Origin of the sequence: Proteus sp. NMG38-2 (genome assembly GCF_020640995.1) — a bacterium.
Classification (GTDB): Bacteria; Pseudomonadota; Gammaproteobacteria; order Enterobacterales; family Enterobacteriaceae; genus Proteus.
The window spans coordinates 3,276,585-3,291,178 of the sequence record NZ_CP085481.1 but is presented as its reverse complement, the minus strand read 5'-3'; the positions used below and the strand labels follow the sequence as shown (position 1 = coordinate 3,291,178).

11 protein-coding genes are annotated in these 14,594 nt (G+C 34.2%); 3 read left to right on the top strand and 8 right to left on the bottom strand.

Annotated features, from left to right (window positions below; translation table 11 throughout):
• Window positions 1-9 precede the first annotated feature (9 nt).
• The gene (locus tag LG402_RS15535; RefSeq protein WP_227335889.1) at window positions 10-2,130 is read right to left on the bottom strand and encodes a type VI secretion system Vgr family protein; all 2,121 of its coding nucleotides are present in this window, start codon (window positions 2,128-2,130) and stop codon (window positions 10-12) included.
• Between the two features lie 101 nt (window positions 2,131-2,231).
• Window positions 2,232-2,750 carry an Hcp family type VI secretion system effector gene (locus tag LG402_RS15530; RefSeq protein ID WP_036939804.1) on the bottom strand — a complete coding sequence of 173 codons (519 nt, stop codon included), beginning with the start codon at window positions 2,748-2,750 and terminating at the stop codon, window positions 2,232-2,234.
• A gap of 975 nt (window positions 2,751-3,725) precedes the next feature.
• Here LG402_RS15530 and LG402_RS15525 point away from each other — a divergent pair.
• The 3 genes from LG402_RS15525 (at window position 3,726) to LG402_RS15515 (ending at window position 7,256) form a co-directional block, all read left to right on the top strand.
• Window positions 3,726-5,141, top strand: coding sequence for an NAD(P)/FAD-dependent oxidoreductase (locus tag LG402_RS15525; RefSeq protein ID WP_227335888.1), 1,416 nt, complete (start codon window positions 3,726-3,728; stop codon window positions 5,139-5,141).
• 254 nt (window positions 5,142-5,395) lie between these two features.
• Window positions 5,396-6,100, top strand: coding sequence for a hypothetical protein (locus LG402_RS15520; protein ID WP_109410188.1), 705 nt, complete (start codon window positions 5,396-5,398; stop codon window positions 6,098-6,100).
• 862 nt (window positions 6,101-6,962) lie between these two features.
• Entirely contained in the window at window positions 6,963-7,256 is a 294-nt protein-coding gene (locus tag LG402_RS15515) for a helix-turn-helix domain-containing protein (protein ID WP_166540107.1), read from the top strand.
• A 150-nt stretch (window positions 7,257-7,406) separates the two neighbouring features.
• On the opposite strand, the gene LG402_RS15510 is transcribed toward LG402_RS15515, so the two are convergent.
• From LG402_RS15510 to LG402_RS15485, 6 genes are all read right to left on the bottom strand, one after another.
• The gene (locus LG402_RS15510; protein WP_227335887.1) at window positions 7,407-8,144 is read right to left on the bottom strand and encodes an ankyrin repeat domain-containing protein; all 738 of its coding nucleotides are present in this window, start codon (window positions 8,142-8,144) and stop codon (window positions 7,407-7,409) included.
• Between the two features lie 693 nt (window positions 8,145-8,837).
• A complete protein-coding gene (locus LG402_RS15505) occupies window positions 8,838-11,000 on the bottom strand; it encodes a glycoside hydrolase family 3 N-terminal domain-containing protein (protein ID WP_166540106.1) in 2,163 nt (720 codons plus the stop codon).
• Between the two features lie 34 nt (window positions 11,001-11,034).
• Complete coding sequence (locus LG402_RS15500) at window positions 11,035-11,547, bottom strand: hypothetical protein (RefSeq protein ID WP_208105152.1); 513 nt, start codon at window positions 11,545-11,547, stop codon at window positions 11,035-11,037.
• A 2-nt stretch (window positions 11,548-11,549) separates the two neighbouring features.
• Window positions 11,550-12,368, bottom strand: a complete 819-nt coding sequence (locus LG402_RS15495) for a carbohydrate ABC transporter permease (RefSeq protein WP_166540105.1) — start codon at window positions 12,366-12,368, stop codon at window positions 11,550-11,552.
• Window positions 12,368-13,249 carry a carbohydrate ABC transporter permease gene (locus LG402_RS15490; protein ID WP_166540104.1) on the bottom strand — a complete coding sequence of 294 codons (882 nt, stop codon included), beginning with the start codon at window positions 13,247-13,249 and terminating at the stop codon, window positions 12,368-12,370. Before LG402_RS15490 ends, LG402_RS15495 begins: the two co-directional genes overlap by 1 nt.
• Window positions 13,250-13,341: 92 nt before the next feature.
• Window positions 13,342-14,586: an extracellular solute-binding protein gene (locus LG402_RS15485; RefSeq protein WP_227335886.1), complete on the bottom strand. Its 1,245-nt coding sequence runs from the start codon at window positions 14,584-14,586 to the stop codon at window positions 13,342-13,344.
• Window positions 14,587-14,594: the final 8 nt, after the last annotated feature.

The following is a 14,594-nucleotide window of genomic DNA, read 5'->3' as shown; positions in this document are numbered from 1 at the left end:
TTCACCTTCTTAATTCAAGTCAATATCTTTGCCCGTGATCTGCACCGGACCTGAGGCTTCAAAACTAAATTCCGTACCATTAATAGTGATATGGCCTGCACTATCCATTCTTAACACGCTGGCACCGCAACGCAGCTCAAGGGCATCACCTGCATCGATGGCTAACGTATTACCCACACTGATTTTTTTATGCTGACCGACGGTTTCGGTGTTATTTTCATTGATGGTTTCAGTGCGATTACCTTTTACCTGCATCTCTTGATTTTTATCGATGATCTCAGCGTGGCTATTGAGTACATGCGTGGTGCGATTGTTGAGTACCACCGTATTCATATCCTTCTGCGCATGAATAAAAATCTCCTGCTTGCCACCGGCATCTTCAAAGCGCAGTTCGTTAAAGCCATCGCCTTTATGGGTCTTGGTTTTGATTGTTGTACGGGTCATATTTTCAGGGAATTTCAGCGGGGGTGCGTTGCGACCGTTATAGGTGCACCCTGTGATAATCGGTCTATCAATATCGCCATTAAGATAAGAGACAATCACTTCTTGCCCGATACGCGGTACAGCAGAAAAACCATAGCCATTGCCATTCCAACCCATTGCTACACGTACCCAGCACGAGGCACTGTGATCGGGCTTGCCATAGCGATCCCAATGAAAATAGACTTTCACGGCACCCACTTCATTGACATAAATCTCTTCACCCGGAGGGCCTACCACCGTGGCAACTTCATCACCATCAGCCGTCGGTTTGTAATGATGCGGCGGTCGCCATTCTTGCGTGCCGGGAATAAATTCGACGCTATTAGAAAGCTGTGTACCTTCGCCTCCGCTGTTATCTGCCAAGGGTTGGACGCCATGATGCGAAACCTGAATAACTTGCCAGTTATCATTCATCATTAAACTAGGGTGATTGCTCAGCGAGAAAATCTTGCCCGGCATTAAGGCAAAACAATTGGTGCTGGCACGTCCAACACGACTACCGTTGCGCAGTTGTTCAAAACGAATGGCGGTTAAAGGGGCTGCTTGTGCATCTTCTTGAAAGCGTCCATAGCTTTCGAACACACTATGTTGACCGCCTTTTTCTAATTTGGCTTGATGCGCTAATGGGTAAGAAGGGCGAATAAAATTATTGTCTTTCTGAATGGTTTCATCCACACAGAGATATTCGCCGTATTGCCATGTAGTCGCGGTACTATCTGTAATATCGCTTTCAGCTTGCGGGTTATAGGTCAGGTGAATGCCTGCCGTCATGCCCATATGTTCATCGCTATAAAACAGTTGGTTCTCTTCAAACCAAAAGTTAATCCCTTCCTCAAAGGCTAAACGGCACCAAAACGCATAGGCAGATTCTCGTTTTTGCGTGGTATAGGGGCGTTTCTGGTGTAAATCATCACGGTAAAATTTACTGTCAGCTTTGATATGGGCTTCTTCTAACAGTGTTTTTAAAATCTCAGGCACTTTTTTATGCTGGAATATACGGCTGTCTTGATTAAGCGTCATCACCCACATTTCAGGACGGATATCGAAGTGATACCACGTTTTTACACCATCGGTATTCCCTTGTACGGCACCGGCTAAGATCCCACGTACAGTACGAACTTCTTTGCCATTACGCTTAACCGTTAACGATGAAGCCACACCCAATAGCGATTGAAAATCGATAAAAGGCAAAGTGGTGACCGCACTAATTGACAGCGAAAATAAACGTGATAACCCTTCGTTTAAATTAAATTCAGTGACTTGAAAGGTGCTTTCAGGCAAGCCAGCAATTTGACAGGTAAAAACCAAACCAGAAGGTGATACTGCGCCTAATAGCGAATCTAACAGTTGTGCATAGGCTTTATTTTTAGCCAATCCTTCAGAGAAGGTCAGCCCCGGTACATCGTCGTTATTTATTCCACCGGCAAAACCGCCACCGGGAATAAGCGATGAGGCTTGAGAGGCCATTGACGAGGCTTGCGAAAGCCCTTGTTGTGCCGTTTGAGCTGTGGCGAGCGTTTGCTGAGTAGAGGCCGAAAGTGTCGATGTTGCTTTAGCAATCGCTAGATCCTGCGCTTTATCGAGCGCCTTCTTTTTTAATCCACCAAGCTGAGAGGTGAGATTATTTTTTTTATCTTTCGCAAACATCATTCGCTCCAATATCCACTGAGCAAGCTACCGCTTGTTTTATCCATTAAGAAAATACAAAGAAACACCCACACACCTTGGTGTGCAGGTGAAAAGAAGGATTAACCTTCGAGAGGGGCGCGCCAGTCGTCAGAGCCAGAAGTACCTGCAACCGTATGTTCCCAATCAATTTTGCGATAAGACAGGGAGACTTCGATCAGTTGTGTGAAGTCTGATTTTGCCGGATCTTGGCAGTGTGGCATTTGGCAATCGATGTTGACGATAGTCGCATCGGTTAATGTGGTGGTGAAGAAATGCTCTTGTTTCCCTTCAACCGAAGTGCGGTACCATTTTAAGGTGGTTTTTGGCAGCATTTCGCCTGAGGCTAATGCGTTATACAACAGGGGAACGGCTTTGTTTAACGCCACCGTAAAACGGAATGGTTTATGGGCACGTTGACCTGAAGGCTGACCCGATTGTGGATCAGTCGGCACAGTGACTACGTGAGAGAATGCTTGCACCAGCATTTCATCTTCGTGGCCTTGAACATAAATATTACCGACGGATTCTGCGGTAAATGCACCCGCAGTGATGTTACCTTGGGTTTTCCCTTCGATAGAGATATAGCATGGAGTTGGCATGGCAAGTCCTTAATTTACAGTGAGTAATCGTTTCTCAACAAAATTATTTTGTTGATGTCCTTTCGATAAAAATCAGCCAGTGCGCACAGCGATTTGATAAGAGTAGCTTAAGTAATTTTGGAAGGAAGTAAAGAAAGGGGCAGAGAGAAAGGGCATTGTATCCTCGTAGGATAAGTGACTTAGCGTAAAATAATTGTTCACACGATATTTACTGCTTTCGTTTCTTATAATAAGCGTATTTACTTATACAATTCCCTTTCGTAAATGTCCGAAATCTCGCTAAAGCCAGTCCGTTCTAATGTACATGGATTTTTAATATGTAACAAAATGTGTATTTTGTTTCAGATTGTAACAATGTTGATTTATAAGGAAAAATTAAGGTCTATTTTACAAAAATAATCAAAAAAAGACTTATCTTGTTATTGGTTTAAAAATGAACACTTAAAATTTGGTTATACAAAGAGATAAATATAATCTTAAGTATGGTCATTTCAACTACCTCCTTATTTTCTTCTGAATCACTATCAAATAACCAGCCCATTGTTATATTTCTTATCATTATCTCCTTTTTATATACCCAACTTATTATCTTAGTAACATTAGTAATTTTGTGGATTATTTGTTAATCAATTTATTTAATTCAACTTATTTATTTGTAATTTGAATGTGTAATAACGTGATGTTTAACAAGTGGGTTGTAGCACTTTAATAGTGGAAAATTTTATATATTGATGAAAAAACCAAGAAAACAACTAGTTTGATATGCTCTAATCTTACTTAATTGACTTAAATAATCGATAAAAAACAAAATGATAATTAATCCCCTTCTTTGTATAAGTAAATTAAATAGTACGGATTTTTAAGAAAAAAACAGATGAAAAAGTTTACAAATACTTTACTAATAGTTTACAAATGAAATAAGATATCGTTATTGTTTTAATGCTAATAATTCATTGAGTAAAAGGAACGTGTAAAATGGCGATATCTAGAAGAAAATTTATCATTGGTGGAACAGTAGTGGCTGTCGCTGCTGGTGCTGGTATTTTGACACCAATGTTAACTCGCGAAGGGCGCTTTGTTCCGGGTACACCAAGACATGGTTTTGTTGAAGGTACGGAAGGGGCTTTACCAAAACAAGCGGATGTTGTTGTTATTGGTGCGGGTATTCTCGGTATTATGACGGCCATTAATCTTGTGGAACGTGGTTTATCTGTTGTGATTGTAGAAAAAGGTAATATCGCGGGTGAGCAATCTTCTAGATTCTACGGTCAAGCAATTAGCTATAAAATGCCTGACGAAACATTCTTATTACACCATTTAGGTAAATATCGCTGGCGTGAAATGAATGCAAAAGTAGGTGTTGATACCACTTATCGTACACAAGGCCGTGTAGAAGTTCCTCTTGATGAAGAAGATTTAGTAAACGTAAGAAAATGGATTGATGAAAGAAGTAAGAATGTTGGCTCAGATATTCCATTTAGAACCAAAATTATTGAAGGTGCTGAATTAAATCAACGTCTTCGTGGTGCGACAACAGATTGGAAAATTGCTGGCTTTGAAGAAGATTCTGGTAGCTTCGATCCTGAAGTAGCAACCTTCGTTATGGCTGAATACGCTAAAAAAATGGGCGTTAGAATTTACACTCAATGTGCGGCTCGTGGCTTAGAAACACAAGCGGGTGTGATTTCTGACGTTGTAACAGAGAAAGGTGCAATTAAAACTTCTCAAGTTGTTGTGGCTGGTGGTGTTTGGTCACGCCTATTTATGCAAAATCTCAATGTTGATGTGCCAACACTGCCTGCCTATCAGTCTCAACAGTTAATTAGTGGATCACCAACAGCACCGGGTGGCAACGTCGCTTTACCGGGAAGTATTTTCTTCCGTGAACAAGCTGATGGTACTTATGCAACCTCTCCTCGTGTTATTGTGGCACCAGTAGTGAAAGAATCCTTCACTTATGGTTATAAATATCTGCCATTATTAGCACTACCTGATTTCCCTGTGCATATTTCTTTAAATGAACAATTAATCAATTCATTTATGCAATCAACACATTGGAATTTAGATGAAGTTTCTCCGTTTGAGCAATTTAGAAATATGACAGCACTGCCAGATTTACCTGAGCTAAATGCTTCATTAGAAAAATTAAAAGCAGAATTCCCAGCCTTTAAAGAATCGAAATTAATTGATCAATGGAGTGGTGCAATGGCTATCGCACCAGATGAAAATCCAATTATCTCAGAAGTTAAAGAATATCCAGGCTTAGTGATTAATACAGCGACAGGTTGGGGTATGACAGAAAGCCCAGTATCAGCAGAATTAACAGCTGATTTGTTACTTGGTAAAAAACCTGTTTTAGATCCAAAACCATTTAGTCTTTACAGATTCTAATCCATATAGTTTAAAAAGCCCTCTAGTAGAGGGCTTTTTTTGTATATACTTAATCATAATTAAACTTATTGTTTTAATTAATTGAAAATATTATTTGGGTTATGAAATAATATTGTTTTTTTATAAGTTAGATATTTAAATAAATAACTATCTATTTATTCTAAATAAAATGTAAGTTGATAAAAATAAGAGCAACTGCTATTGTTGCTTCAATATAAAGGATTATTAATTAATAATAGAATAAGGATATTTATATGGCTAACCGTTCTTACTTATATAGTATTTCTAATCAACCTAGTAATCATAATGATCGACCTGATATTGTTTATGGATTATCTGAATGGGCTTACTCTGTTCCTCTAATACATCGAATTCTGATGTCTGGTGATCCTAAACGATGTGAGTCTTTGATCTTCTCTGGATTAGAAAGTGATGATTTTGATGAAGATGAATGCGAAATTGATGAAGAGCAAGATCTTCCTTTATATGCAGTAACCAGTCATTTTGAACCCGGATATAAACGATTAAAGAAATTTTTATCCATTCTTGAAGTTCTCTTTTCTGATGTAAAAAGTCATATTGTCGAAGATATTCAGGAAACAATTTGTTTCTTAGAAAAAAATAAATTGCCTTATTTAATATTAGATACTGTTGAAATTGATATGATGTTAATTTCAGGTGCTGATAATTTACGAGATGCTGTCGATGAAGAGGTTGAACGCTGTTTATCTATAGGGAAAGTTATTGATGAGTTACCTGATAATATTGAAGAAGCAGCGAAGATAATAAAATCAGCCATAATAAAACCTAAAGCGAATGAGCTTTATGTTTTCTCTGATATTCGATTAGATGAAACTTACGATCATATTCGTTGCGGTGAGCCTCTAGGGTTGTCTTATTGGAGTAATGAATTATATTATTATCTGCTTAATAAAAAAGAATTCGAAGAAAATAAATAATAAGCACTCCCAATAATCTAAAAGTAGATTGTTGGGGGGATTTTATTAATTAATATTAATTTAAATAAAAACTATTTATGATAGTGTGTTTTCTAGTTTTCTAGTTTTCTAGTTTTCTAGTTTTCTAGTTTTCTAGTTTTCTAGTTTTCTAGTTTTATAAAAGATATTTTTGCTATTGCATATTTTGTTTTTCTTTATTTTAAAATAAAAATAATTAATATTATTAATAGTGATATAAAACTAATAATAGTTAATATTATCATGCTGTTAAATAAAGAATATAATAAAATGTAAAGATATAAAAAATGAAAATAAAAATATTAGATAGGTTTGTACTAATTTATAATATTTTTAATTCAGTTTTTAATTGTTGTTATTTGAAAAAATTATTATTTATTTGTTGAGTTATAATTTTTTAATATAGTATGAAATTGTTACAAAAATAATAACATAGAGATATCTTTATGATGTATTATAGCTTCTATATTAATGATAAACATCCATCTATAAATTATTGATTATATCCATATGTTTTTATTTTAGAATAAAGCCCTTTTTTCTAAGAAAAAAATAGATAAAAACTATCTAACATATTGAGTTACATGTCGATTACGAATTCGATATTTAATACTATTGCGTTACTCTAAATATGATGTAGATTAAAATAACATATAGAAATGTAAATTACTTTAAATTTAAAATATCGGAATAACCTTATTAACAGAGTTCGTGAAAGTAAGTACTGTTACGAGTGTTCAATAACAAATGGTTAAGTATTTTCAGTTTATGATTTGATCGTTTTTAAACTGTAATTCGGTGTTTTATCGATATGATCATCTAATAAAAGAAGGAGAACAATGGGATGATTAACACCAAAGTTGGAAATAGAATAAAAATGATAAGAAGACAATTGAAAATAACAGAGAATGAAATGTCTGAAAGGTTGGGAATAAGCATATTACATTATTCTCAATTAGAAGATGGGCATTTAAAAATAACGGTAGATCAATTGATTACTATTTCTTTTATACTGGGTGTTACACCTCAAAGCTTAATTTTAGAGGCTAAAAAAACAGATTTTATGATTTTTGAAGATAGAGAATCAATAACACAACCTAGTGAGATTGTAATATTTAGAAAGAAAAAGGTAGTTTGAAGAAATAGTATTATAATATCTTTATTAACATTGAGTTCAGATAAATATATTAAACTGTATTTTTAATTGTTTTAATTAAAGTTATACTTCATTAAAACTTAATAAATAATAGCATAAATGCCATCTTATTATGAGATGGCATTTATGTATTTAATGGCAGGATGTTGTACCGGTTCTATGATTTATAGCACCGTTTCTAATCAGTAGCCTCTGCATATCTTTAAGATTATTTTGGCAAGCATAGCTTAATGCACTATGATTATAAGAAAATAGTGATGTATCTTGTGTTGTGGTAACAAGATTAACATCTGCACCTTGAGAAATAAGATATTTTACAGTATCAATGCGATTATTGCTTGCAGCAATCATAATAAAGGTTTCACCATCACTTTCTACTCTTTGATTATTAATTTCAATATCACTTCTCATTAGGGCGTGAATTTTTTTGACTACATTAACGTTGTTTCCTAATACAGCTGACTTAAAGACATTATAAACATCGCCTTTATCTGTAGCCCATAAATTAGCACCTTGAGAAATAAGATAATCAACCATTTCCTCATCACCAATAAATGCGGCCCAACCTAGTGCTGTTTGGTCTAAGCTACCTGTATCTTTTGCTTCAATATCTTGACCATTAGCAAGCATCTTTTTAACTTCATTTAAATCACCGTGTTTAACAGCATCAAACCATAGCGCATTTCTACCTGTACTTGGTGAAGTATAGAAAACACGATGTGGCAAGCGTGATTTATTAGCCAACTCAATCATATCAGAATAATTTGATTTAAAAGATTGATATTCTGGTGGATTATTTTCATTAATAATCAATGCTTGTGCGCCAAAAGAAACCAATAATAATGAAATAACAAACATTTTTATATTCATTCAAACACCTTACAATCTAAATAATTAATAAAATCTACTACAATTAGTTTATTAAAAATTAATATTTATTAGTGTTGATAATTGAAACAGAATGTAAATAATGATATTTCACAGATATGAGTTTTCAGTAAGAATAAACCTAAATATTTACTTTTTAATATATGTTTATTTTATGTGGTTATACTTATTTTTACTATTATAAATATAAAGTTATGTTATAAAATCATCATTAGATGATTGTTTTATAAAGTACTTATTATGTGTGTCTAAATTTTTACGGGAAATACTATATTAAATAATATGTATATTTACAGAGGGTTTACGTAACAATAAGTTACTATTTTTATCGTAATATATACTAATTACTTATTAGTAATAAAAATAATAATACCATATTGGCTTGAATAGTGATAAATAACTCAAGTTAAGGGATTTTATTTTTAATAAAGAAATTCAAGTGTTAACGCTTATAGCATTGTAATAATGTACTATAAATTTAATCTATCACATCTTATGGTGAGAAAAATAACTTACCCTTAATAAGGGTTAATTGAGCTTAAATTTAAATAAATCATGATGTTGGAGATAGTATTGAGAGATATCTATAAATAAAAAAGATCACGTTGATAACAGTGATCTTTTTATTGTAAACATCATATTTAAATCTTGTATGAGGTCATGAAATATTGAAATTTAAATTAATTTAAAATCAATACTATTGTTTGTATTGCTATCATTGCCAACATATACCGTAATTATTGAAGACTCCATGGCCATAACTTTATTTATATTGAAAAATGATAATTCTTTAGCGGTAAGTGTAAATATTACTTCTTTTGATTCACCAGGTTCAAGCCATACGCGCTCAAAGCCTTTTAATTCACGTAAAGGCCGCGATGTTGAAGCAACATGTTGACGTATATAACATTGTACTATTTCTGCACCTGCAATTTTACTGGTGTTTGATAGTGTAATCGTAATTTGTTGTGGTTTATCTTGGCTCACTTCTGCATGTTTAATGTGAGGTTGACTATAACTAAATTGTGAATAACTTAACCCAAAGCCAAAAGGATAAAGAGGCGTATCACTACTGTCTTTATACGGTTGATATTCTTGATAAGCACGCATTTTACCTAACTGCTTACGACCATAATATATTGGAATTTGTCCTGTTGTTCTAGGCACAGTAATAGGTAATTTTCCACTAGGATTAGTATGACCAAATAAAATATTTGCAATACTGTTTCCTGTTTCTGTTCCTAGTTGCCAGCTCATTAATAAAGCATCGGCATATTGTTCTATCGCTTTTGATGGAATAGGACGCCCTGTGCATTGCACAATAATAAGTGGTTTGCCTATTTCTCCTATCGCATTAATAAGTTCTTCTTGTCCTGGAGGGAGTTGCAATTGGGCAATGTTACGAGCTTCTCCTGTACGTCGATGGCTTTCACCTACACAAAGTACAACAATATCGGCACGATGAGCACATTCGATCATCTCATCACTAAATTCGCTATTATCCGTTATCACATTGCAGTTATTTTCGATACTTTTTATGCCTTGATAAATAGAAATTACATCATTTGCGTTTCCATCTAAACACCAGGATCCTAAATGCTGACGTTGAGAATGGGCATGTGGGCCAATGACAGCAATAGTTTGTTTATGGGTTGAATTTAGAGGCAATATATTATGTTTATTTTTAAGCATCACGATGCATTTTTCAGCCAAAACTTGTGCTTTTTTAACGTGTTCAGGATGACGTAATGTAGTCAAATGTTTATTTTCATCTACATAAGGATTTTCAAATAATCCACAACTAAATTTTGAATGTAAAACACGATAAACGGCATCATTAATTAATGAAATATCGATTTTTTGATCTTCAATTAATTTTTCAAGATGACCTTCGTAGGCTTCATTAGTCATTGCCATATCAATACCTGCAATAATGGCTTGTTTGGCTGCATCAGTTGCATCAGTTGCAATACCAAAATAGGCTAAATCGGAAATTGAACCCCAGTCACTGACAACTAATCCATTAAAGTTTTGTTGTGATTTTAACCAATGGCGAATAAGTGGAGTTGATGCGCTGACAGGTGTGCCACCAAGATCACAAAAACCTGTCATTACAGAACCTACACCAGCTTTAATCGCGGCTTCAAAAGGTGGTAAATGCACATTATGTAGGGTATTTTCAGAAAGCTCGGTTGTATCGTAATCACGTCCACCTTCAACCGCCGCATAACCGACGAAATGCTTGGCACATGCTAATAGTGAATCCGGTTGACTAAGGTCGGCTCCTTGAAAACCCGTTACTACTGCTTTTGCAAATTGACTGGTTAAATAAGGATCTTCACCAAATGTTTCAATAACACGGCCCCAACGTGGATCACGAGCAATATCAAGCATTGGAGCAAATGTCCAGTGGATACCAAGGGATGATGCTTCACGTGCAATATAACGATAAGCTTCAGAGACACAAAGAGGATCCCATGATGCAGCTTGAGCTAAAGGAATGGGCAATACCGTTGCCTGTCCATAAATAACATCACGGGCAAAAATGATAGGAATACCTAAGCGGCTTTCTTCGATTGCAATTCGCTGAATTTCATTTAATTCTATTGGGTTTATAATTTCAGCTGGCGCGTTACCTGCCCATGCTGTGTCAGCTAATATACGTGAACCGCAACGCCCTTGACGAATAAGGTCATTATATTTATCTTGGTGTTGTTTAAACTCTAGCATTGGATTCATGCAAAGTTGACCAACTTTTTCCATTAATGACATTTGGTTTAATAAATTAATAATACGAACAGAAATTGGCTGTGTGGGATCTCGATAAATGTTGTTCATCGCTTTTTCCATTTTATGATTAAGTGAATATGAACTATTCAGTTATTTGGCAACCATTTATTAATAATGGTGATGCTTGCCATTTATAAGCTGGGAATGCATCATTTAAAAATTGAGTCATTTCATGTTCACCCTCTTTATTATTATCTTTTTTATAGCGAGATAATAAACATGTTGCAGCTTCTGGAATATAACGAATATCAATTTCAATATAGGTATAAATAAAATCCTTTAGTTCTTTATTGCTTGATTTTTGTAATATAGATTGGCTTCGTTCTAGCGCTTGATAATAAAAATCAGGATAAAAAACGAATAATCCATTTTTCCATGCTTCAATGACATTTTGATAACCACCAAAATAATCATCTTCAGGATAAAGCTCAATTTTATTAATACCTTTCAATGCTAAAACATAATTACCTTTCTCATATTGTTGCTCAGCAAAATGATAATAAAGTTTAGATTTTTGATAAACACTGTACCAACCGGTAAAATAGGCAATAAAAATAAGCGCGATTAATATGATAATGCTATTTCTTCCACTCATAATTATTTAACTCCAATACCGGTAAAAGCTTTAATGAAATTACGTTGTAGAAAGAAAAAGATGAAAACAACGGGAATAGCAATCATGGTTGTCATTGCCCACAGTTGTTCAAGATTTTCAGTCGGAACATCATTGACAAATTTAAAAAGTGCAAGTTGAAGCGTCATTAATGAATCATCACGTACATAAAGCAGAGGGCCCATAAAATCATTCCAGGCTCCCATAAAGGTTAAAATAGCGACAGTGGCGAGAGCAGGGCGGATCATCGGTAATACTATTTTAAAAAAGATTGTTATTTCGCCCGCACCATCGATACGTGCAGCTTCAATATAGGCATTATCAACTTGCTTTAAGAATTGAACTAATAAAAAGATATTATAGGCACTAATCATTCCAGGAACTATAAGTGCTTGAAATGTATTAATCCAATCCCAAGAATACAACATCATATACGTCGGAATGGTAAACAGAATTGCAGGCACCATCATTGATGTGAGGATTAACTTTAGCCAGAACTCTTTTCCAGGTAAATTCATTTTAATAATAGCGTATGCAACCATTGATGAAAGAAGCGTATTAGATACCGTCACAGTCAGAGAGATAAATAAAGTATTAAAAAAGATACGTCCTAAATTTAAACTTCTAAATGCTTCAATATAGCCATCAAAAGAGAACTTACTAGGTAAGGCATTAGGGGTATTAATTATCTCACTTCCTGATTTAAATGAATTCATAATCATAAAGAAGAATGGATAAAGTACAACTAAGCTTGCTATGATAAGTAAGCTATAAATAATAAGATTTCTTTTACTAAAACGCATTATCTATGCTCCTTATCTTGAGTTAGTTTTAATTGTAACATAGTGAAAATATAGATAATTGTTGCTAGCAATAATCCTATTGTTGATGCCATTCCCATTTTTACATCAGAGAATCCTGTTTTATATAAATACAGCACTGGTGTTAAAGCAGAATTATAAGGCCCACCAGATAAATCAAAATTCATTAAGACTTCGACAAACATCTGCATTCCGTTAATAATATTAATGGTCATCACAAAAATAATTTGGGGTTTTAATAAAGGTAACGTAATACTCCACATTTTTCTTAACCATGATGCTCCGTCAATATCTGCTGCCTCATAAAGAGAACGATTGATACTAGCAATACCGCCAAGAAAAATAATCATTTGAATACCAAACCATTTCCATGTACTAAAAACAGCAATCATTGGCATTGGAAGCCATTCATCAAATTTCCAAAAAACAGGTGCGTTAATAATATTCCAATCGAGCATGAGGCTTTGAACTGGCCCCGTTGGACTTGAAATAAAATTAAAAATTATCATTGCTACTGTGATAGATGTAATAACAGGAATAAACATAATCGTTCTAAAAACACCACCGAAATGAGTGACTTCATGAAGAAGTAGTGCCATTCCCATTGCGACAATAAACGTGAGAAAAACAAAAATAACTTGATTGAAAATAACATTAAATATTGATTTCCAAAATAAGCCATCGGTTGAAACTTCTACCCAGTTTTTTATTCCAACAAATTGGGTGTTTTCTGGTGTTAATACATTAATATCGAGAAAGCTATTTTGAAAAGATAGGAAAAATGGATATAAAATAAAGACAACAAAATAGATTATCCAGGGAAATAGGAATAGATATCCCACTAAAATATTCTTGTTTTTCATGTCGATTCCTTAGAAAAACACTAAGTTATTAGTATTGTATTATTTAAATTATCGTAATAGTTTAAATTTTTTTTTGATAAAAATAGAATACTCTATTTGTCGTTTAATATTTCACGTGCAGTTTTGGCCGATTGATTAACAGCTTGCTCTGGTGTTAATTCATTTTTTAATACAACTCTTGCATAGTTTGATAAGAAAATTTCTGCAATATCAGTAACTTTAGCATGAGGTTCACTTAATAATGCATTATCAAGTTGTTTAACAAAGGGTTTTGCTTCATCACTTTGAAAATAATCATGTTCTTTTAATGTTTTTAACGTTGGCAACTGACCTAATTCAATATTGGCTTTTAAATTAATATCATCACGCATTAATAAATTAATTAAATCCCAGCTTAAATTTTCTTTCTCTGATGTGTTTTTAAAAACCATAATTGCTCTACCATCTAGGATTGAATAATGAATATCTCCTTTTTTCATGACGGGAATAGGAGCAATACCCACATCATCACCAATTACCATGGGGTTTCCTGCAGCTGTAGTTAATGATGCCTTCCATCCAAAACCAAATTGCAACCACATACCGATATTTCGAGAAAAAAAGCTCTTTTCCATTGTTGGCGGCGCATATTTTTGTGCTCGTTGCATCAGGGTAATAAATTCAGCCATATGTGCTTCAGGTTTATCAAAAACAACATCAGTACCGTATTTATTGAGTAACTGAAAATTGCCCTGATTAACGTTGTAATAAATAGGTGCAAGTAGGTTCCAATACCAGCTACCAAAGGACAATACATCATTCCAAAAAACGGTACCATAAACCTTATTACCGTCTTTTCTGGTAGGAAGAGAAGATATTTTTTCTGCTGCAATTAGAAATTCATCCCACGTTTCGGGTGGGGAGTTTGGATCTAATCCCGCCTCAATAAATAGTGCTTTATTATAAATCATCATCTGAGTGGTCGCATTCCAAGGAATATAATAAGTACGACCAAAATTTTGATGTAAAAAATGACTGTCAATACGACTTATTAATTCATTGAAGCCATCAAATTTATCTAAATAGGCAAGTTTTCCTAATTTGGCTAAATGGGCTGGCTGATAACCATAAACACCAATATAAATATTGGGATTATCACCCGCCGCCATTCGTGTATCAAGTTGCTCATCATTAGAGACAACAAGTTCAACATTTGGATGTTGTTTTTTAAATTCAGGAACAACAGTATTACGAATAAAAGAAACATAATTCCCACTTGGAACCATAATTTCTAATCTTTCTGCTGCAACCGTTGCAAAAGAGAATAGTGCAGCCGTAATTAAACAAACTAATTTCATAAACTGTG

Bases quoted from the DNA above. Each gene is read 5' to 3' on its own strand.
- LG402_RS15535 (WP_227335889.1), bottom strand. From the start codon at position 2,130: ATGTTTGCGAAAGATAAAAAAAATAATCTCACCTCTCAGCTTGGTGGA.
- LG402_RS15530 (WP_036939804.1), bottom strand. From the start codon at position 2,750: ATGCCAACTCCATGCTATATCTCTATCGAAGGGAAAACCCAAGGTAAC.
- LG402_RS15525 (WP_227335888.1), top strand. From the start codon at position 3,726: ATGGCGATATCTAGAAGAAAATTTATCATTGGTGGAACAGTAGTGGCT.
- LG402_RS15520 (WP_109410188.1), top strand. From the start codon at position 5,396: ATGGCTAACCGTTCTTACTTATATAGTATTTCTAATCAACCTAGTAAT.
- LG402_RS15515 (WP_166540107.1), top strand. From the start codon at position 6,963: ATGATTAACACCAAAGTTGGAAATAGAATAAAAATGATAAGAAGACAA.
- LG402_RS15510 (WP_227335887.1), bottom strand. From the start codon at position 8,144: ATGAATATAAAAATGTTTGTTATTTCATTATTATTGGTTTCTTTTGGC.
- LG402_RS15505 (WP_166540106.1), bottom strand. From the start codon at position 11,000: ATGAACAACATTTATCGAGATCCCACACAGCCAATTTCTGTTCGTATT.
- LG402_RS15500 (WP_208105152.1), bottom strand. From the start codon at position 11,547: ATGAGTGGAAGAAATAGCATTATCATATTAATCGCGCTTATTTTTATT.
- LG402_RS15495 (WP_166540105.1), bottom strand. From the start codon at position 12,368: ATGCGTTTTAGTAAAAGAAATCTTATTATTTATAGCTTACTTATCATA.
- LG402_RS15490 (WP_166540104.1), bottom strand. From the start codon at position 13,249: ATGAAAAACAAGAATATTTTAGTGGGATATCTATTCCTATTTCCCTGG.
- LG402_RS15485 (WP_227335886.1), bottom strand. From the start codon at position 14,586: ATGAAATTAGTTTGTTTAATTACGGCTGCACTATTCTCTTTTGCAACG.